The organism is Pseudomonas sp. WS 5146 (assembly GCF_012985495.1).
In the GTDB taxonomy this organism is placed as follows: Bacteria; Pseudomonadota; Gammaproteobacteria; order Pseudomonadales; family Pseudomonadaceae; genus Aquipseudomonas; species Aquipseudomonas edaphica.
The window spans coordinates 548672-569176 of the sequence record NZ_JAAQWL010000003.1 but is presented as its reverse complement, the minus strand read 5'-3'; the positions used below and the strand labels follow the sequence as shown (position 1 = coordinate 569176).

General features: G+C 61.9%; 17 protein-coding genes. 14 read left to right on the top strand and 3 right to left on the bottom strand.

All coding sequences use genetic code 11. The annotated features are described in order from the left end of the window. Positions 1 to 89 precede the first annotated feature (89 nt). Genes HBO41_RS11460 through HBO41_RS11445 form a run of 4 tightly spaced genes read left to right on the top strand, consistent with a single transcriptional unit; the run spans position 90 to position 6327 of the window. Positions 90 to 1205, top strand: coding sequence for an AAA family ATPase (locus HBO41_RS11460; protein ID WP_169986301.1), 1116 nt, complete (start codon positions 90 to 92; stop codon positions 1203 to 1205). Continuing rightward, positions 1202 to 1648: a hypothetical protein gene (locus HBO41_RS11455; protein WP_099549617.1), complete on the top strand. Its 447-nt coding sequence runs from the start codon at positions 1202 to 1204 to the stop codon at positions 1646 to 1648. Before HBO41_RS11460 ends, HBO41_RS11455 begins: the two co-directional genes overlap by 4 nt. Beyond that, positions 1635 to 3440, top strand: a complete 1806-nt coding sequence (locus HBO41_RS11450; protein WP_169986299.1) for a hypothetical protein — start codon at positions 1635 to 1637, stop codon at positions 3438 to 3440. The genes HBO41_RS11455 and HBO41_RS11450 overlap by 14 nt, the downstream gene beginning before the upstream one ends. After that, positions 3433 to 6327 carry a bpX6 domain-containing protein gene (locus HBO41_RS11445; protein WP_169986297.1) on the top strand — a complete coding sequence of 965 codons (2895 nt, stop codon included), beginning with the start codon at positions 3433 to 3435 and terminating at the stop codon, positions 6325 to 6327. The genes HBO41_RS11450 and HBO41_RS11445 overlap by 8 nt, the downstream gene beginning before the upstream one ends. Here HBO41_RS11445 and HBO41_RS11440 read toward each other — a convergent pair. Beyond that, entirely contained in the window at positions 6314 to 7213 is a 900-nt protein-coding gene (locus HBO41_RS11440) for a LysR family transcriptional regulator (protein WP_169986295.1), read from the bottom strand. The genes HBO41_RS11445 and HBO41_RS11440 overlap by 14 nt on opposite strands. Before the next feature lie 293 nt (positions 7214 to 7506). Here HBO41_RS11440 and HBO41_RS11435 point away from each other — a divergent pair, with 293 nt between their 5' ends. The 8 genes from HBO41_RS11435 (at position 7507) to dctM (ending at position 16241) form a co-directional block, all read left to right on the top strand. Then, on the top strand, positions 7507 to 8325 hold the full coding sequence (locus HBO41_RS11435; protein ID WP_169986293.1) for a MaoC family dehydratase N-terminal domain-containing protein: 819 nt from the start codon (positions 7507 to 7509) through the stop codon (positions 8323 to 8325). Positions 8326 to 8353: 28 nt separating this feature from the next. Next, positions 8354 to 9517, top strand: a complete 1164-nt coding sequence (locus HBO41_RS11430) for an acyl-CoA dehydrogenase family protein (protein WP_169986291.1) — start codon at positions 8354 to 8356, stop codon at positions 9515 to 9517. A 10-nt stretch (positions 9518 to 9527) separates the two neighbouring features. After that, on the top strand, positions 9528 to 10877 hold the full coding sequence (locus HBO41_RS11425; protein WP_169986289.1) for an MmgE/PrpD family protein: 1350 nt from the start codon (positions 9528 to 9530) through the stop codon (positions 10875 to 10877). A gap of 9 nt (positions 10878 to 10886) precedes the next feature. Beyond that, positions 10887 to 12080, top strand: a complete 1194-nt coding sequence (locus HBO41_RS11420; protein ID WP_099549623.1) for a CaiB/BaiF CoA-transferase family protein — start codon at positions 10887 to 10889, stop codon at positions 12078 to 12080. 15 nt (positions 12081 to 12095) lie between these two features. Next, positions 12096 to 12911 carry a CoA ester lyase gene (locus HBO41_RS11415; protein WP_169986287.1) on the top strand — a complete coding sequence of 272 codons (816 nt, stop codon included), beginning with the start codon at positions 12096 to 12098 and terminating at the stop codon, positions 12909 to 12911. Positions 12912 to 13151: 240 nt separating this feature from the next. Beyond that, positions 13152 to 14135 carry a TRAP transporter substrate-binding protein gene (locus HBO41_RS11410; RefSeq protein ID WP_169986285.1) on the top strand — a complete coding sequence of 328 codons (984 nt, stop codon included), beginning with the start codon at positions 13152 to 13154 and terminating at the stop codon, positions 14133 to 14135. 193 nt (positions 14136 to 14328) lie between these two features. Continuing rightward, positions 14329 to 14961, top strand: a complete 633-nt coding sequence (locus HBO41_RS11405) for a TRAP transporter small permease (protein WP_169986284.1) — start codon at positions 14329 to 14331, stop codon at positions 14959 to 14961. Next, positions 14961 to 16241, top strand: a complete 1281-nt coding sequence (gene dctM, locus HBO41_RS11400; protein ID WP_017137472.1) for a C4-dicarboxylate TRAP transporter large permease protein DctM — start codon at positions 14961 to 14963, stop codon at positions 16239 to 16241. The genes HBO41_RS11405 and dctM overlap by 1 nt, the downstream gene beginning before the upstream one ends. A gap of 234 nt (positions 16242 to 16475) precedes the next feature. On the opposite strand, the gene ampC is transcribed toward dctM, so the two are convergent. Next, the gene (ampC, locus tag HBO41_RS11395) at positions 16476 to 17618 is read right to left on the bottom strand and encodes a class C beta-lactamase (RefSeq protein WP_169986282.1); all 1143 of its coding nucleotides are present in this window, start codon (positions 17616 to 17618) and stop codon (positions 16476 to 16478) included. Positions 17619 to 17749: 131 nt separating this feature from the next. Between ampC and HBO41_RS11390 the strand changes: the two genes are divergently transcribed. Together HBO41_RS11390 and HBO41_RS11385 are read left to right on the top strand one after the other, a co-directional pair. After that, positions 17750 to 18628 (top strand): LysR family transcriptional regulator, encoded by an 879-nt coding sequence (locus HBO41_RS11390; protein WP_169986280.1) that lies wholly within the window; start codon positions 17750 to 17752, stop codon positions 18626 to 18628. Between the two features lie 74 nt (positions 18629 to 18702). Continuing rightward, positions 18703 to 19887 (top strand): DUF2252 domain-containing protein, encoded by a 1185-nt coding sequence (locus HBO41_RS11385; RefSeq protein ID WP_026013734.1) that lies wholly within the window; start codon positions 18703 to 18705, stop codon positions 19885 to 19887. A gap of 187 nt (positions 19888 to 20074) precedes the next feature. On the opposite strand, the gene HBO41_RS11380 is transcribed toward HBO41_RS11385, so the two are convergent. Continuing rightward, entirely contained in the window at positions 20075 to 20368 is a 294-nt protein-coding gene (locus HBO41_RS11380; RefSeq protein WP_169986278.1) for a DUF6124 family protein, read from the bottom strand. Positions 20369 to 20505: the final 137 nt, after the last annotated feature.

The window sequence follows — 20505 nt, the reverse complement described above, 5'->3', positions numbered from 1 at the left end:
GGCTGGCTCCTCTAAGAGTGTGTAACAACACTTTGCTAATACCTTAGCCTCAGGCAAGATTCTCTGCTTTGGTTTCAGGGAAGACACCCATGATTGCTCAGTTGCAAAGCGCTGCCACGCAAATCCGCCACGCTGTGCGCAAGGCGACCGAAGGATTGATCGGGCGCGAGCAATTGGCCGAGCTGATTGTGCTGGCGGCGGTCGCCCAAGAGCACATTCTGGTGATCGGCCCGCCTGGCACGGCCAAGAGCGCCGTGGTACGCCGTGTGGCGCAGTCCATGGGTGGGCGTTACTTCGAATACTTGCTGGGGCGCTTCACTGAGCCGTCGGAGCTTTTTGGTGCCGTAGACCTGAAGAAATTGCGTGAAGGCACGGTGGAAACCGACGTCAGCGGCATGCTGCCAGAGGCCGATATCGTGTTTCTCGATGAAGTCTTCCTGGGCTCGACCGCCATTCTCAATACCTTGCTGGGCGTGCTCAACGAGCGTCGCTTTCGCCGGGGTCATACTCAAATTCAATGTCCGCTGCGTGTGTGTGTCGGCGCGGCCAACGGTTTGCCGGACGATGAGGCACTGGCGGCGTTTGGCGACCGCTTCCTGTTGCACCTGTTCGTCGATTCGGTGCCGGACAATCAACTGGAAGCCATGCTGGCGGGCGGTTGGCAGTCGGAGCAGCGCCCGGTGCAACAGTTACTGGGTCTGGCCCAGTTGGATACGCTGAGCCAAGCCCTGAAAAACGTCGACCTGGGCGCGGTGCGTCCAGCCCTGGCCCAGGCGATTCGGCGCCTGCGCGAAGCCGGCATAGCGTTATCGGACCGCCGTATCGTCAAGTCTCAACGGCTGATCGCGGCCGCCGCGTTGCTGGGCGGGCGGCTGGACGCCAGCGACGCGGATCTATGGCCCCTGCTGTATGTGCTGCCCACTAAAGAGACTCAGCAGCATGGCCGCGAGGTGCTGCGCGACCTGTTTGCCGCGTCCAGCAACAGCCATTTGTTCAGTGCGGTCGAAGAGGCCACCTTGCAACCGATGTCGCGCTTGAATCGCTTGCTGGAAACTGCGCAAGACTACCTGGCCCGCAGCGAGCCGCCCGACAGCCCGGTCATCGAAGGGCTGCTGCGCGAGATCGACGCCAACTTCAATAGCGAGACAATGCCGGAAACCTTGCAGCAGGTACGCGGGCAACTGTCCCGAATGCTGACGCCATGAGTGCAGACCACTACGCCTGGACCTGGCGCCCAAGGCCGGTGCCTGCCGAGCCACAAGCAGCCGTCGGATGGGGCGACGCCGCGCGCCGCTTGCTTGCGCGCTTGCTGCTGCTCGCAGATGAACAGGCTGCCCGCTTGCACGCTACCGCCAATGGCGATGTATTGGTCGTCACTGGGGCGGTGGCGGATTTGCCGTGGGTCGACGGTGTCGAATACGCCGCAGTACACCCCGGCGCGCCTGGCGTATGGCTGCCCACCAGTTGGGAGCCGACAGTGCCGGTAGACTTGCTCGGCCAGACGCTGTCGGCACGTTTCAAGCGCTCGCCCTTGCTGTTGTGGCGCGAACCGCAAGTTGTAGTGCCGTTGGATCGCCTGTTGCCGGTGACGGTTGAACACCTTCAGCGCATCGCGACGAATTGGGGCACCCGCCATGCAACTGCCTGAAGCCTTGCAACCCTGGCGCCAGTGGCTGGAGTGGTTTGCGCCGCAGCATCTGCCGCTGTTCGCCGACTTGCTTGGGCGGCTTAACCCGGTGCTGGGGCCACTGCGCGGTAGGCAGCAAGGCGGGGTGCCTGAGCCGGATGGCGTGGGCGATCTGCAACGCCGTGGGCCTTACGAGCGCCTGCTTTCCAGCGAATGGCTGCTGGCCGATGAAGTGCCGGATGAGTTTATGCGCAGGGCTGTCGGCGGCGAGCATATGTTCCTGGCGCCGCAGTACCGCGCCCGTGAAGCCAACCGCCTGATTGTCGTGCTGTTCGACGCCGGCCCGTTGCAATGGGGCGCCGCGCGGCTGGTGCATATCGCCTTGCTGATGCTGCTGGCCCGGCGTGCCGAGGAGGCAGGGGCGCAGTTGCGTTGGGGGATCCTGCAAGGCGCGCCGCTGCTGCATGAGTTCGATAGCGCGGGGCAGCTCAAGCAACTGCTCAGGGCGCGCACCTATGAAAGTGTCGCCCCGGCGCACTGGCAAGCCTGGCAGGAATGGCTGGCCACGCAGGGTGAGACGTTGGGTGAGTGCTGGACAGTCGGGCAACGCTTGCCCAAGGACACGACCAAGACCTGTACGCACCGGGTGCAGGTGCAGCGCAGCCTGGATGGGCACAGCCTGTCATTCGAGTTGCAAGCCGGTTCTGTGCGGCGCGTGCTGCTGCCTATGCCGGATGAGGCGCACGCGGTGCAACTGCTCAAAGGCCAGTTCGACGATGAAGTCCAGGCGCCGCCGCCGAATCTCGCACGTGCGGTGCCACGCGTAGCCTTGACCTTGCCGCCGGTAATCTCCAGCGCCGGTAACTATGTGGCGCTGCGCCTGCTCGATGAGGCGGGCATGGTGGTGATCAAGCTGCCGCACAAAAACCAGAAAAAGTCGCTGGAGGTTCGACGCCGTCTGTGGGGCAAGCATCAGCGCGTATTGAGCACCACCTTTCACCACCGCAGCCTCGGTGCCGTGTTGAGCGACAACGACAGCCTGACGTTCTGGAACATTCCCGGTATGCCCACCGTCGACAAGCCCGCCCGTGAACAGCTGCAACTGCCACCGGGCACCGCGACGTTCCTGCCGAGTGTCTGGCTGCACAGTCAGAACGCCGTGCGTGTGTACTTGCTCGACAGCCAGGGGCGGCTTGCCTATTGGAAGTCGCGTCAACTTTGCCAGGTGGCGGATGACGTGATGAGCCTGGTGCAGGTCGACCCCTTGACCATCGCTTATGCGCGCAGAGAAGGCGGGCAGATTGTCGCGTATTCCGGGTCTGCTGACGGTTTACGCGCCAATGGTCATGCGGTCGGCTCGGCAGCGGGCGTCAGCCAGGTATTGTTGGCTGCCAACTTTTACTGGCGCCAGTACTGCGGTGGTTGCGCGCTGCTGACCACCGAGGACGGCTACCAGAGTTGGCGCCTGGTGACCCATGAAAGCTTTCCGGCGAAATACGAACAGATCGACTTGGCGCCCGGTTGGAAAGCCATCGGCCTGCACTATACGTACGCCCAACGGCCGGCTTACTCACTGGTGCTGCTGGGGCCGAACCAGCACAGCGTCGGGCTGTACGCCGAGGGGCAACAGCGCACGTTGTTCACCACCTCGGCGCCAATTGCCCGCGCGAGCTTTTGCCCCATGAGCGGCTTGATCGCCGTACTGACCACTGACCGCGAATTACTGGTTTACTCGGTTGGCGAGCGCTCCATGCGTTTGCAAGTGATGTGCAACCAGGCACCGCAGCTCACCCAGGAAGCTGCCAATGCATGAGCCAGAACGGATGCTGATTCGCCGCCCGGTACTCACCGGGCACCAACAGATTGACGGCCTATGGTTTGCCGCCGAGCGTTTTGATGAGAGCGAGCGCAGGCGCCTGATCCTCAAGTATTGGCAAGTCGACGCGCGTGCCTACCGTTTTGCCGACGGCGACTTGCTGCAGTTCCACACACCTTGCCCGGTACACTGCGAAAGCCTGCACGGCTGGCCGCTGATCCGCCAGGGCCTGGGCTTGTCGTCTGCCGCGCTGCACCCTGAGGAATTGCGCGGGCTGCCCGTTGCCGACTTGTGGCTGGTGCGCGGCAGCCAGATCCATGCATTGCAGTTGCGCGATGCACACGTGCTGACGCCTGGGCTGTGGCTCGACATCAGTACCTACACGCTGCTCGACACCTTTGACTGCCATACCCCGTTGCCGGCAACGCTGCCGGAGGCGGTGGTCACCGACCTGCGTGAAATCCTCGGTGGGCCACTGGAGCCCGTCAGCCCGGAGCGCGAAGCAATCATGCAAGCACTGCTGGAGCGCCCGCGTCACACGTCGAGTAAAGGGCCTGGCGCCAGCGCGGCGTCTGCGCAAAACAACGCAAACAGCGCCCGCGAAGTCTCTTCCCCGGTGCTGAAAATCGTGATCGGCCTGGTACTGCTGGGTGGGCTGGTCCGCCTCTTCGGCCAGAGCGAGCCCGCCGCGCTGTTGGCCGAGCACACACAGTCCTTCGGCGGCATGCTCCTGGGCGCCGTGATCTGGATGGTGGTGATCACCGCGTTGTTGTACGGGTTGAACCGCTTCCTGCACCGTGGCGCGTCTGCCCCCGCCCAAGCGGCGCCCCGGCCGGTGGCTCGCGCACCCGCTAACCCAGGCATCGCTGCGCGTGCCACCCCGCGCAGTTATAAACCTGCCGCATGGCGCCGTTTGTTGACCCGGCTGACCCAGCATTCCCAGCTGTCCAAACTGTATGGCAAACGCCAGGCCGCCTACATGCAGCGCATGTTGGAGATGTTCGAAGACGGCAATTTCGAAGAAGCCTTGCGCCACGCGATCCCCTTGAACAGCGCTGCCTCCAGCGGTGAACAGAGCTTTGGTACGCCACAGCGCCGCGAGGATTTGAGCCTCAGCCAAAAGGCTGGCCCCGCGCGCTCGATGCTGTTTGAAGACGACTTGACCGAGCATTTGCGCCAGGTGTATCGCCAGACTTTTGAACGCCTGGACCGTGCCGGTCGTATCGAGGAAGTGGTGTTTGTCCTTGCCGAATTGCTCAAGGAGCATCAGCAAGCTCTCGATTACCTGGAGAAACACGCGCGCTATCAGCAGGCCGCTGACCTGGCCCTGGCGTGGGACATGCCGCCTGCGGTGATCGTGCGCTTGCTGTGCCTGGCCGAGCAGTGGCAGCGCGCCGTGCTGGTGGCGCGGCGCGACAATGCGTTTGCTGACGCCGTGGTGATGCTCCAGGCCAAGTCGCCGGAAGCCGCCGACCGCTTGCGCCTGGAATGGGCCGAGTCGTTGATCGCCAAAGGCCTGTGGTTGCAAGCCGTCGATGTTATTTGGAGCCTGCCCGCAGAGCGCCCACGCGCCGCGCAATGGCTGCTCAACGCCGAGGCTGCCGGCGGGCGCTTGGGCATTGAGGCGCTGGTTAAACGCGCGGTCCTGTTGCCCGAAACGCTGCACGCTTACGGGCCGTGGGTCGAGCAATTGCGTGACGACCCCGCGCGCGCCGGGGAACGCGCCGCCCTGGCGCAGGCGTTGTTGCAACACAAGGCACACACCACCGCCTTGGCCTGGCTGGCAGGTGCCACTGTGCACGCGATTCTGGCCGATCAATTCAGCGATCAAGGCCAACTGACCCATAACCAGTTACAAGCGCTGGTCAAGATGAGTCGCGATAAAGCGCTTCAGGCGGACTTGCCGGGCCAAGCCCTGAAGCGTACGCCCGTGGTCTCACTGGAGCACTTGGGCGACACCCGCGAGTGGGCTGCGCCGGCGGCTGGCAGCCGGCCGATTTTCGACGCGGCGCCGCTGGAAGACCAGCGTTACCTGGTGGCGCTGGGCGAGTCGGGTGTGATGGTGGTGGATGCGGCGGGCACAACGTTGTTTCACTTTGCTGTACCGGCGCAGAAAATCGTGATTGCCCATAGCCGACAGGTTGCGTTGGTGCTGATCTGGCGGGGGAATGTATGGCGCGTGAGCAAACTGGACCTGGTCAATCGTGTCGCCAAAGACCTCGGTATGCTGGCCATGGATGTCTTTGCACACGCGTTTGATGGCAGCAACTGGACCATCGGCAAAGGCCCGCAGTTGCGCGTGGTGGATGTTGACCGTGGCTTTGAAACGCTCTGGCATGTGAGTGATCTACCGGAGTCGGTGCGTGCCATCAAGGTGGATGAACACAATGAATACCTGTGGCTGTCGGCGCCGGGCGGGTGCCTGATGCTGTGGCATTATCGTCTGCCGGAGCGGCGCCTGGTCAGTCGCGAAAGCGCGTTTGACATCGTCGCGACGGACTTCCAGGTTCCCAGTGCCACGGCTGAATCGGCGCAGTATCGGATCAAGCACGACTATGGAACACCCACGCTGATACTGAAGCAGCACGGGGTTCGAAAGCGCTACCGGCTGCCTGGCAACTTACCGGAAGAAGAATGGGATGAGTCCGTCAGCCCGTTTCTATTTGAGGACTGGTTGCTGATCAGTTATCGGGTTGAGGAGCACGACACCTGCTGGCACGTGATCCACCGTGCCAGCGATCGGCTTTGCGTCACGTTGCACTGGCCGCAATCGCCGGCCCAGCTTCGCCGCCTCGGGTCTGATCTGTTGCTGTTCGATGGGCAGGGCCGGCTGAGCCATATCAATATTGATAACGCCAGCCAGCGCAACATCAGCCTGCACTGAGTGTGTCCGGCATCAAGGTGGCGATCAACGCCCGAATGGTGCCGGGCAATGCCTCAAGCTCGCGTACCAGAATACTGCGTTCGCGAATCGCCCATGGCTCATCGAGCTTCACCGTCACCAACTGCATGGTCCGGCTGTGCCGCACGGCGGCGGATTCGGGAATGATGCCAATGCCCACGCCGGCCTCGACCATTCGGCAGATCGCTTCGAAGCTCGACACCTGAATGCGCAACGACAACTGCTTGCCCAGGCGATCGACGTGTTCACGCAAAAAACTCAATAACGTGCTGCCTTCATGCAGGCCGATGTGCTGGTAGGCCAGGGTTTGCTCCAGCGTCACCGAAGACTGGTCGGCCAATGGGTGGCCCACGGGCACCATCAACACCAATTCATCGGTGCTGAAATGCAACACCTGCAAACCTGCTGCCTCAACCGGCCCGGCAATGATGCCCATGTCGCTGGTGCCATCAAGCACGCCACGTACGATGTCGCGGGATAAACGCTCTTGCAGGTCGACGGTCACGCCCGGGCGCTGGGACAGAAAACCCGCCAGCACCTCCGGCAGAAACTCGGTCACCGCCGTGGTGTTGGCGAAGATGCGGATATGCCCGGCCGAATCCACGCCGTATTGGGTGAACTCGCTTTTTAGGTAGTCCACCTGGCGCATGATCAGCCGCGCATGGTGCAACAGCCGTTCGCCGGCCGGGGTGACCTCCACGCCACGGCTATCGCGGTATAGCAGGCGCGTGTCCAACTGCCCCTCCAACGCCTTGATCCGCGCACTGGCGGCGGCCGGCGAGAGAAACGCACGCTTGGCGCCCTGGGTGAGGCTGGGGGATTCGGCGATGTGGATAAACAGGCGCAGGTCGGCGAGATCGAAATGCATGCAAACCCCTATTTTGGCAACGGTGAGGTTCAAGTGTGGGAGCTGGCTTGTTGTGGCGAGCAAGCTTGCTTGCGCTGGGGTGCGAAGCGCCCCCAAAAAACCGGAGACTGCTGCGCAGTCAACGGGAGCAAGCTCCCTCGCCACAACAAGCCAGCTCCCACAGGGGATGGAGTGGTACTCATGGCTAGCGTTCAGCATAACCGAACGCTGGTTTATTGAAATGCAAATTCTCAGAACGGGCAGGCGCTTGCATGATCCGGGGCAGACACTCACTGCCCGAGGACCTGCACCCGATGAGCGCCACTGACTGGATCGGCCGAAGCGAGACTGCCCACGACCACCTGAGCCTTAACCTGCTCAAACGCATTGCTGCTACTTTTGGCGAAGCTGTGCCGGAACAGGGCGCCGATTTGCCGCCGCTGTGGCAGTGGTGTTTTTTCCAGGACCCGCTGCCGGAATCGGCCTTGGGCACCGACGGCCACCCGGCCCGTGGCGGGTTCCTGCCGCCCGCTGATAACCGCAATCGCATGTGGGCCGGTGGGCGCATCGAATTCGTGCATGCCTTGCGCGCGGGTGAGGCGGCGACCCGCGTGTCGACCATCACCCAGGTCGAAGAAAAGACCGGGCGAACCGGCTCGCTGTTGTTTGTCACCGTGCGTCATGACTATTCCCAGGACGGTCGCCTGGCGATCCGCGAAGAACAGGACATCGTTTACCGCGAACCGACGCCGCCCAAACAGGGCAGTGGCGACGCCTTGCCCGAAGGCGAATGGCAGGCATCGATCAGCCCCACGCCAACCCTGCTGTTTCGTTACAGCGCCGTGACCTTCAACGGCCACCGCATCCACTACGACTACCCGTATGTCACCGACACCGAAGGCTATTCAGGCCTGGTGGTGCACGGCCCGCTGATCGCTACCTTGAGCCTGTGCGCGTTTTGCCGCGCCCATCCCGACGCGACCCTGCGCCGTTTTGCCTATCGCGGTGTTCGCCCACTGATTGCACCGCAGCCATTTGTGGTCGGTGGGCGCGTGACCGAAACCGGTGTGGCGCAGTTGTGGGCGGGCAACGCCGGTGGCCTGGCGCAGACCGCTCAGGTCCACTTCGAATAATCCAAGAACAACAGGCGGAGAGCCGTTAATGAACCCCAATGACAACGAAGAACTCAATGCCATCCGTGAAGGCGTGCGCGCCTTGTGCGCCGAGTTCGACGCGGCGTACTGGCGCAGGATCGACGAACAAAAAGGCTTCCCCGAAACCTTTGTCAAAGCCCTGACCGACGCCGGCTGGCTGTCGGCGATGATCCCTGAAGAATACGGCGGCTCTGGCCTGGGCCTGGCCGAAGCCTCGGTGATCCTCGAAGAAGTCAACCGTTGCGGTGGTAACTCCGGCACCGTGCACGGCCAGATGTACAACATGTTCACCTTGCTGCGCCACGGCAGCGAAGCGCAAAAAAGCTTCTACCTGCCCAAGCTCGCCAGCGGCGAATTGCGCCTGCAATCGATGGGTGTGACCGAGCCCACCACCGGCACCGACACCACCAAAATCAAGACCACGGCGATCAAGCGTGGTGACAAATATGTGATCAATGGCCAGAAGGTCTGGATCTCGCGCATCCAGCATTCCGACTTGATGATTCTGCTGGCGCGCACCACGCCGCTGGCCGAGGTGAAGAGGAAGTCTGAAGGCATGTCGATCTTCCTGGTCGACCTGCGCGAAGCCATCGGCAACGGCCTGACCGTGCAGCCCATCGCCAATATGGTCAACCACGAAACCAACGAACTGTTTTTCGACAACCTGGAGCTACCCCTCGACAGCCTGATCGGCGAGGAGGGCAAAGGCTTTAAATACATCCTCGACGGCCTCAACGCCGAACGCACCCTGATCGCCGCCGAGTGCATCGGCGACGGTCGCTGGTTTATCGAAAAGGCCAGCGCCTACGCCCGCGACCGCGTGGTGTTTGGCCGCCCGATCGGGCAGAACCAGGGTGTGCAGTTCCCGATTGCCGAGGCGCATATCGAAATCGAAGCGGCGGACCTGATGCGCTGGCGTGCCTGCGAAGAATACGACAGCGGCAAGAATGCCGGGGCCAGCGCCAACATGGCCAAGTACCTGGCTGCCAAGGCGTCCTGGGAAGCGGCCAACGCCTGCCTGCAAACCCACGGCGGTTTCGGCTTTGCCTGTGAGTACGACGTAGAGCGCAAATTCCGCGAAACACGCCTGTACCAGGTGGCGCCGATCTCCACCAACCTGATCCTGTCCTACGTGGCCGAGCACCTGCTCGAACTGCCACGCAGCTTCTGAGGGCCTGAGCATGAGCCATACCCAAACGCTGTGCCGGTTCCTTGCGGACCTGAACTACGAACAATTGCCGGAAAAGGTACTGGCACGCACCGAAGACCTGTATCTGGACTGGTTGGCCTCGGCGCTGGCAAGCAAGGGCGCGCACCCGATCCCGTTGTTTGAACGCTATGCACAAAAAATGGGACCCCACAGCGGTCCCGCCCAGGTGATCGTCAATGGCAGCACCACCAGCGCGTATTTTGCGGCGCTGGTGAACGCCGCATCCTCACACTTGGTGGAGCAGGATGACCTGCACAACAGCTCGGTGCTGCACCCCGCGACCGTGGTGTTTCCGGCCGCGCTGGCTGCCGCCCAGGACCTCGGGAAATCCGGCCGTGAATTGCTGCTGGCCTCGGTGGCCGGTTATGAAGCCGGAATTCGCATCGGCGAATTCATGGGCCGGTCCCACTACCGCATCTTCCACACCACAGCCACCGTCGGCACCCTGGCGGCGGCGGTGGCCGTGGGCAAACTGCTGGACTTTAACCAGGAACAGTTCATCAACCTGCTCGGCAGCGCCGGCACCCAGGCCGCCGGGCTGTGGGAGTTTTTGCGCGATGCCGCCGACTCCAAGCAACTGCACACCGCCAAGGCGGCGGCGGATGGCTTGCTCGCGGCGTATTTGACGGCGGACGGGCTCACCGGCGCACGCAATATTCTGGAAGGCGATCAAGGCTTGGCAGCAGGCATGTCCAGTGATGCCGAGCCTCGCAAGTTATCGACCGACCTTGGCAGCCGCTGGGCGCTGCTGGAAACCTCGTTCAAGTTCCACGCCTCGTGCCGTCACACCCATCCGGCCGCGGATGCGCTGCTGGATCTGATGCAGCGCGAAGGGCTGTGCGCTGCCGATATCGCCACGGTTGAAACGCGTGTCCATCAAGGTGCCATCGACGTGCTGGGCCGCGTGACCACGCCTGCCACTGTGCACCAGGCCAAATTCTCCATGGGCACCGTGCTCGGCCTGATCGCCGTGCACGGTAAAGCCGGGCTCACCGAGTTCCACGAACGGGCGCTGACCGACCCCGCCGTCTCGGCTTTCCGCGACAAGGTCAGCATGACCCTCGACGCAGAAGTTGACGGCGCCTACCCGCAGCGCTGGCTGGGCCGCGTCACCGTCACCACGCTCGATGGCCGCACGCTGCAAGGCGCCATCGATGAACCCAAGGGCGACCCTGGTAACACCCTGAGTCGGGTGGAGCTCGCGGATAAATTCCGGCGCCTTACCCAATTCAGCGGCGCGCGCACACCCGCGCAGGCCAATGCACTGATCGAAAAGGTCTGGCACCTGCGCAGTGCAGCGTCCATGGCCCACTGGCTTTGAGGAAGCGTCATGACTAATCAACGACCGCTGGACGGCATCACCGTGATCAGCCTGGAGCACGCGATTGCTGCGCCATTCTGCACCCGCCAATTGGCAGACCTCGGCGCCCGTGTGATCAAGATCGAACGCCCCGGCGCCGGTGACTTTGCCCGTGGCTATGACGAGCGCGTACGCGGCCTGGCCTCGCACTTTGTGTGGACCAACCGCTCCAAGGAAAGCCTGACCCTGGACCTCAAGCAGGACGAGGCCGGCGACATCCTCCAACGCCTGCTGGCCGATGCCGACGTGCTGGTGCAGAACCTTGCACCCGGCGCGGCGGCGCGCATGGGCCTGTCGTTTGAAGCGCTGCATGAGCGCTTTCCACGGCTCATCGTCTGCGATATTTCCGGCTATGGCGAAGGCGGGCCTTACGAGAAAAAGAAAGCTTATGACCTGCTGATCCAAAGCGAGGGCGGTTTTTTATCGGTAACCGGTGGCCCAGGTGAAGATCAGATGGCCAAGGCCGGTTGCTCGATCGCCGATATTTCCGCCGGCATGTACGCCTACAGCGGCATCCTCTCGGCCCTGCTGTTGCGCGGCAAGACGGGGCAGGGCAGCCGCATCGATGTGAGCATGCTCGAAAGCCTGGTGGAGTGGATGGGCTACCCGATGTATTACGCCTTCGACGGCGCGCCCCAGCCACCACGGGCCGGGGCGGCGCATTCGACGATCTACCCGTATGGGCCGTTTCCCACCGGCGACGGCGGCACGGTGATGCTCGGCTTGCAGAACGAACGCGAATGGGCGGCGTTCTGCGACAAAGTACTGCTCACGCCTGAACTGGCTACCGATGAACGTTTCTCGGCCAACTTCAAGCGCTCGGCCAACCGTGACGTGCTACGCCAGATCATCGTTGACAGCTTCGCGCAGTTGGACGCTGAAGCCGTGATCCAACGCCTGGAAAACGCGCAGATTGCCAGCGCCAGGGTCAATGACATGCAAGGCGTGTGGGACCACCCGCAGCTCAAGGCGCGAGACAGCTGGCGTGAAGTCCAGAGCCCGGCCGGGCCGCTGCCGTCGTTGTTGCCGCCGGCGCGTAATGCTGCGTTTACCCCGCGCATGGACGGCGTTCCCGCCTTGGGCCAGCACAGCCAGGGCATTCTCGATCAGCTTGGGTTTTCGGCGCAAACCATCGACGGCCTACGCGCACGCGGCGTTATCTAATAAGGAATTCAAGTGATGCCAAAGCCTATAGTTCGTTCGGCCTTGTTTGTACCCGGCAGCCGCCCGGAGCGCTTTTCCAAAGCGCTGGCCAGTGGCGCCGACGCGGTGATTGTGGATTTTGAAGACGCGGTTGAAGAACCCCTCAAGCGCCAGGCGCGGGATGACCTCGGGGTGTTCTTGCAAGCGCATCCAGAGGCTCAGGTGTGGGTGCGCATCAACGCGCCGGAGCATGCCGAGCATTTTGAGGATGTGGCGTTCTGTAAAGCCCATGCCAATGTGACGGGTGTGCTGCTGCCCAAGGTAGAGAGCGCCGCCCAGGTGGCCGTGGTGGCGGCTGCCGGCAAGGTGATATGGCCGATTATCGAAAGCGCCAGGGGCTTGCTGGCGGTGGCTGAGATTGCCCACGCGCCGCAGGTTGAGCGCCTGTCGTTTGGCGGGCTGGACCTGGCGCTGGACTTGAACCTGAGCAGCGGTTCCGCGGCTGCGCAGTTTGCGTTGGATCAGGCACGCCTGGCGCTGATTGTGCATTCCCGTGCTGCTGGCTTGGTGGCGCCACTGGACGGCGTGCACCCGGCCATCGACGACCCTGAAGGCCTGCGCCGTTCGATCCGGCATGCCTATGAAATGGGCTTTGCCGGCGCGCTGTGCATCCATCCCAAGCAGGTGGCAGTGATTCATGCCGCACTGGCGCCCAGCGCTGAAGACCTGGCCTGGGCCAAGCGCGTGGTAGAGGCGGGTGCCCATGGGGCCGGGGCTTATCAGATGGATGGGCAGATGGTGGATGCGCCGGTGTTGCTGCGCGCACAAAGGCTCCTGGCCGGCCAACTCTGACTGACACAACCTGGAGCAAAATGTGGGAGCTGGCTTGCCTGCGATAGCGGTGGACCCGCCCATGAATCGACTGCCTGACACACCGCCATCGCAGGCAAGCCAGCTCCCACACTGGATCTTCATTGTTCTGAAGTATGGCGTTCGGCCTGGCCGAACGCAGGTATCTAAAATTCGAAATTCACTACACGCACCACATCAGGCACCTTGCCCTATAACACAACAATAAGAAGGTGATTCCCCATGCTCAAGCTTTCTCGGGCGCTGCTGTGCGCCGCCACTCTGTTTACCGCGGGCCTGGCCCAGGCGGCAGACCCGATTGTGATCAAGTTCGCCCACGTGGTTGCCGAAAACACCCCTAAAGGCCAGGGCGCGCTGCTCTTCAAAAAGCTCGCTGAAGAGCGCTTGCCGGGGCGTGTGAAGGTCGAGGTGTACCCCAACTCCTCGCTGTTCGGCGATGGCAAGGAGATGGAAGCGTTGTTGTTGGGCGATGTGCAGATGCTGGCGCCGTCCCTGGCCAAGTTTGAGCAATACACCAAGCAAGTGCAGATCTACGACCTGCCGTTCCTGTTCAACGACCTGGCCGCCGTCGACCGTTTTCAGGCTGCTCAGGGCAAGGCATTGCTGACCTCGATGCAAGACAAGAACATCCTCGGCCTGGCCTATTGGCACAACGGCCTCAAGCAGCTTTCGGCCAACAAAGCACTGCGTGAACCCAAGGACGCCCGTGGCCTGAAGTTCCGTGTGCAGGCTTCCAGCGTACTTGAAGAGCAGTTCAAGGCGATCCGCGCCAACCCGCGCAAGATGAGCTTTGCCGAGGTGTATCAAGGCCTGCAGACCGGCACCGTGAATGGTACCGAGAACACCTGGTCCAATTATGAAAGCCAGAAGGTCAACGAGGTGCAGAAGTACTTCACCGAGTCCAACCATGGCCTGATCGACTACATGGTGATCACCAACGCCAAGTTCTGGAACGGCCTGCCGCCGGATGTGCGCACCACCCTGGACCAGATCATGGTCGAAGTCACCGTCGAGGTGAACAAGCAGGCCGAAGCGCTGAACCAGTCGGCCAAGCAGAAGATCATCGACGCCAAGACCAGCGAAATCATCGAACTGACCCCGCAGCAACGCCAACTGTGGCGCGAAGCCATGCGCCCGGTGTGGCAGAAGTTCGAAGGTGAGATCGGCGCCGACCTGATCAAGGCGGCGGACGCCTCCAACCAGTGATTGGGCGACCACCCAAAACTACTGTGGAAAGGGCTTTATGTGGGAGCTGGCTTGCCTGCGATGCAGGCAACTCGGTGTATCTGTAGCGCCGAGTTGATCCCATCGCGGGCAAGCCCGGCTCCCACAGAGGTCCGCTTCCACAGTTTGTTCCGCTTTCCACCCCGACATCATTCCCGCTTCGCGAGGTTTTGCCATGCAAACGCTAAGGCGCGTCTGGGAGCACCTGGAGGAAGGGTTTATCGCCTTCCTGCTGGCCGCCATGACCCTGGTGACATTCGTCTACGTCATGCTCAACAACATCTACACCCTGTTTTTTGCTCTGTCTGACAAGTGGACATGGAGCAGCAGCTTTTTCGGTGCCCTGGGCGACCACACCATGACCTGGGCCCAGGACATGACCTGGAGCGTGGCGCTGACCAAGGCCATGTTCGGCTGGCTGATTTTTTTCGGCATCTCCTACGGCGTGCGCACCGCCGGCCACCTTGGCGTAGATGCGCTGGTCAAGCTGACCAAACGCCCGGTGCAACGCCTGCTCGGCATGCTCGCGTGCCTGTGTTGCCTGGCCTATGCCGGGCTGTTCATGGTCGCCAGCTACAAGTGGGTGAGTGCGGTGATGACCGCGCAGATCGGCGCCGAAGACCTCGACCAATACGGCGTGGACGTGGGCGATATCGTGATCATCGTGCCCATCGGTTTTGCCCTGGTGTTTATCCGCTACCTGGAAATTTTCTACCGCATCTTTACCCACCGTCAGGTCGGGTTGGGGCTGGCCGACGAGGCCGGGGAGGCCAGTAAGCTGGCTGGCAGCCATGAGGAGCGTCACTGATGGCCGTGCTCTGTCTGTTTTTGCTGCTATTCGTCTTCATGTTCCTCGGGGTGCCGATCGCGATTTCCCTGGGGCTGTCCGGCGCGGTGTCGATCCTGATGTTCAGCCAGGACTCGGTGAGTTCGCTGGCCATCAAGCTGTTTGAAACCTCCGACGCCTACACCTTCCTGGCGATTCCATTCTTCCTGCTGTCCGGTGCGTTCATGACCACTGGCGGTGTGGCGCAACGGCTGATCGACTTCGCCAACGCCTGTGTCGGGCATATCCGAGGCGGCCTGGCGATTGCGGCGGTGCTGGCGTGCATGCTGTTTGCGGCGCTGTCCGGGTCATCGCCGGCGACGGTGGCGGCAGTGGGCTCGATTGCCGTGGCGGGGATGGTGCGCTCGGGTTACCCGAAGGAGTTCGGCGCCGGGATCATCTGCAACGCCGGCACCCTGGGCATCCTGATCCCGCCGTCGATTGTGATGGTGGTGTACTCGGCAGCCACCGAAACCTCGGTGGGCAAGCTGTTCATGGCCGGTGTGATTCCAGGATTGCTGCTGGGCCTGATGCTGATGGTCGCGATCTACATCGTCGCGCGCATCAAGAAGCTGCCGGCGCAGCCCCGTGCGACCTTCCGCGAGTGGCTGACCTGCGCACGTCGCGCGTTCTGGGGCTTGCTGTTGCTGGTGATCATCCTCGGCGGCATCTACAGCGGCATGTTCACGCCGACGGAAGCGGCGGCCGTGGCGGCGGTGTATTCGGCGTTTGTCGCGCTGTTTGTGTACAAGGACATGAAGCTGCGCGATTGCCCCAAGGTGCTGCTGGAATCCGGGCGCCTGGCGATCATGCTGATGTTTATCATCGCCAACGCCATGCTCTTTGCCCATGTACTGACCACCGAACAGATCCCGCAGGAAATCACCGCCTGGGTGATCTCCGAAGGCCTCACGCCGATTGGCTTTTTGATCATGGTCAACGTGGTGTTGCTGGTGGCCGGCAGCTTTATGGAGCCTTCCGCGATTGTGCTGATCCTGGCGCCGATCTTCTTCCCGATTGCCATGAAGCTGGGGATTGACCCGATTCACCTGGGGATTGTGATGGTGGTCAACATGGAAATCGGCCTGGTACACCCACCGGTAGGGTTGAACCTGTTTGTGACCTCGGCGGTGACCGGGTTGACCCTCGGGCAGACGATTCGCGCAGCGTTACCGTGGCTGATGATCCTGCTGGTGTTTTTGATCATGGTCACGTACTTGCCGTTTATCTCGCTGGCGCTGCCGCACTGGCTGGGCATGTAACACGGTCTGAAAATGTGGGAGCTGGCTTGCCTGCGATCGCCATACGTTCGAAGGCACCCCGTTCCCCTGTGGCAAGCCTGCTCGCCACAACAAGCGGCGTACCGCAGACTTTGTTTTAGCCGGCAGTTGCGTAGAAACCCATGCTGCGATAGCGGTGGTTCAGTCAGCCTATCCAGTGGCTGGTATACCGCCATCGCAGGCAAGCCAGCTCCCACCTTTGATTCTTGTCAGGCCTTAGTTGTCCATCGCATTCAAGATCGCATAAGCCAATTTAACCCGCTCGGCATTCGGGTAATTGCGGTTAGCCAGAATCACCACACCCATGTCCTTGCTCGGTACGTAAGCCACATACGCGCCAAAACCGCCGGTGGAGCCGGTTTTGTTGTACAGCACGTTGGCCGGTTGTGCCTGCGCCGGCGTCAGCCAATTGACCTTGTGCGGCTGCATAGCCATTTCGGTCGAGTTGCCCTCCAGCAAGGCCTGCAGCTTGATCGGGTAGGGGTAGCGTTCCCAGCCCAGGCCCTGGGTCATGCCATTGACGGTGTAGTAACCCGCGTGAGTGGTGGCGATCGCTTGTTGCAGCGGTTTTTCCAGGGTCTCGGGGCGCAGGTTGGCGATCACATAGCGGGCGAGGTCCTGGGTGCTGGTCTTGATACCGTAGGCTTCGCTGTCCAGGGCGCCGGGGCTGACGCGAATGGGTTTCAGATTTTTGTCATAGCCTTGCGCATATTGAGCGGTTTTGCTCGCCGGCACGCTGACGTGGGTGTTGGTCAGGCCCAGCTTGGGCAGCAAGGTTTTCTCCATGGCAACGTTAAACGGCTGCCCCAGGCTTTGCGCCGCGAGGTAGCCGAACAAGCCGATGCTGGGGTTGGAATACAAACGCTGTTCGCCCGGCGCATACGCGGGTTTCCAGTGCTGGAAATAACCGAGCATGGCACCGGCGTTGTCGGCCGCGTCGGGAAACTGCAACGGCAGGCCACCCGGTGTGTAGGTCGCCAGTTGCAGCAGGCTGATGTGATCGAATACGCCAGCGGCCAGGGCTGGCAGGTGCTGGCTGGCGGTATCCGAGAGCTCGAGCTTACCGGTGGCCTGGGCGTAGCCGCCGAGGGTGGCGGTAAAGGTTTTGCTGATCGATCCGATTTCAAACAGGGTGTCTTGGTTGACGGCCTGTTTGGTTTCCCTTGATGCAACACCGTAGTTAAAGTATTGAACCTTGCCTTGGTTAACCACCGCGACCGACAGGCCGGGAATCCCTTGTTGCTGCATCAGCGGCTCCACGCTGGCATCGACTACCGTGCGCAGGTCGGTGGCGGCCATGCAGCTACCGGAGCCTATTAACAGGGCGCTGAACAGAATTTTTTGTAAGGTGTGATTCATGCGGGTTCGCTTCCATGTAAAAGATGTGCTGACGATCAAGGCCTGCGCAGGCGGGGCAAATCTAGGTGGATTTTGTTCGGCGGGCAAACGATGATATCTCGCATCAGCCATTAGTTAATTTAGGGTCATGCATGCTGCGCTCCCATTTACCGCTCAATGCGTTGCGCGCATTCGAAGCTTCCGCCCGGCATTTGAGCTTCACCCGAGCGGCCATCGAGCTGTGCGTGACCCAGGCGGCAGTCAGTCATCAGGTCAAAAGCCTGGAGGCGCAGTTGAACGTCACCTTGTTCAAGCGCCTGCCACGCGGCCTGATGCTGACCCGCGAAGGCGAAACACTGCTGCCGGTCGTGCGCGACTCTTTCGACCGGATTGCCCTTACCTTAGGCCAGTTCGAAGGTGGCCATTACCGTGAAGTGCTCACAGTCGGGGCGGTGGGCACCTTCGCCGTCGGCTGGTTGCTGCCGCGCTTGCCGGACTTTCAAAGCCGCTACCCGTTTATCGACCTGCGCCTGTCGACCCACAACAACCGTGTTGACGTCGCCGCCGAGGGCCTCGACTACGCGATCCGCTTCGGCGCTGGCGCCTGGCATGGCACCGACGCCTGCCAGTTGCTTGAAGCGCCGTTGACCGTGCTGTGCGTGCCGCAGATTGCCGAGCAATTGCACACGCCGGACGACGTGCTCAAGCACACCTTATTGCGCTCTTACCGCGCCGATGAATGGAACCTGTGGTTCCAGGCCGCCGGGCTGCCGGCCGACACGCCGGTGCCGCGCAGCATCGTGTTCGACTCGTCCCTGGCGATGATGGAGGCCGCGCAGCAGGGCATCGGCGTGGCCTTGGCGCCGGCGATGATGTTCTCACGGCAACTGGAGAGTGATCTGATTCGCCAGCCGTTCAGCGTGGGCATCAGCACCGGCAGTTATTGGCTGACGCGCTTGCAGTCGCGGGCCGAAACCTCGGCCATGGCCGCGTTCAAAGGCTGGTTGAAAGCGCACAGCGCCCAGGCTTGAAGTTTTTATTCTTGAAACAAAATGAAACATTTGTGACGGGCCAGCCTCTACCGTACCCCGTACCGAGTGCTTCCATGAAAATTCCGCGCCCCTCTGCCCGCATGCCCCACCTCATCCAACTGCGCAACCTGAAGATGGCGCGCTCGGCCCATGCTTATGTGCGCGGCAGCACGGTGCAGTTTTACGAGTGGCTGCACAGCCAGCCCGGCCGCCGCTTGCCCCATGGCCCGGCGATCTGGATCTGCGGCGATTGCCACGCGGGCAACCTCGGCCCCACGGGTGATACCAAGGGCCGTATCGACATGCATATCCGCGACCTCGACCAAACCGTGATCGGCAACCCGGCCCATGACCTGGTGCGCCTGGCGCTGTCGTTGGCCACCGCCGCGCGCGGCTCGGACCTGCCGGGCGTGACCACCGCACGCATGCTGGAAGAAATGATGGTGGGCTACGAACAAGCCTTCAAAGACAAGCCCGATGAAGCGCCGCCGCGTCCTTCCCAAGTCAAGGCTGGCATGCGCAGCGCGGTGGAACGCACCTGGAAAAACCTGGCGCGTGAACGCATTGAAAATGCCCGGCCTACTATTCCGTTGGGCAAGCACTTCTGGTCATTGTCACGGGCGGAAAAGAGCGCGCTGCAAAGTGTTTGCGCCTCGGATGAAATCCACCAGTTGGTGACCTCGCTCAAAGGCCGGCCCAAAGACGCCAAGGTCCAATTGCTTGATTCGGCCTATTGGGTCAAAGGCTGCAGCTCCCTCGGCTTGCTGCGTTATGCAGCCTTGTTGGGCGTGGGCGACAAGGACGACCAGGAATATTGCCTGATCGACATCAAGGAAGCCGTCGGCGCCGCCGCGCCCCGGGCGGCACGCGCGAAAATGCCACGCGACAATGGCCGGCGTGTGGTGGAAGGCGCCCGCCAGCTGTCACCGGGCCTGGGCGAGCGCATGCTGGCCACACGTTTTCTCGATCACGGTTTCTTCATCCGGGAACTGCTGCCTCAAGACATGAAACTGGAACTCGATGAGCTGAGCGAGATCGACGCCATGCACGCCGCCGGTTACCTGGCCCGCGTGGTCGGCATCGCCCATGCCCGCCAGATGGACCGCGATACGCGCAAGGAGTGGATGGCGGTGTTGCAGGAAAACCGCTCCAAACAGCTGGATGCGCCGTCGTGGTTATGGACCAGCGTGGTGCAGTTGGTGGGCAGCCATGAGCAGGGGTATCTCAACCATTGTCGGCGGTATGCGTTGGAGCACTAGAAGCGGCGCATGAGCGGTGTGGCTGTTTATGGCGTTAATAAAACTCGGCTATTGCTCAGCATTAAACGTGGTGCGCCGCCTATTTTTCTATTCTTTTTTATTTGATAACGGTGTGTCAGCCAATTAACTCGCCACTGACACACCGCCTTCGCAGGCAAGCCAGCTCCCACAGTTGGTTTGTGGTGTGTCAGCAGGTTTTGGGTTCCAGGCACTCCAGCGCACGGTCGGCCAGGGTTTGGGCCATGTCGATCAGGTGTTCGGTGGCACCGGCCATGTGGCGTTGATCGCCTGTCAGGCCTTGGGTGGTGTCGGCAGCGGTGGCGGCTGCGCAGCGCAGCAGGTCGCAGAGTTGGGCGAGGGCGTCTTCGAAGCTGAGGTCGTGATGCACTGTAAAGGGCTGCGGTGAGGTGGGTTGCAGGTAGTGACTCAGGGCGCGTTCAAATATTTCGCGGCTGGGGGTGAAGCGCGTTGTATTGCTCATGCATAAGCTCCTGATAAGGGGCCTACTTGTTTCAGGTTTCCACACCTGTTCGCTGATAGGCAGCGACAGAGCACAGGCTAGCCAGTGGCATGCGCAGGCGCAAGGCCGAAGGGCTGCTTAGGAAGCTTCCTGCAAGG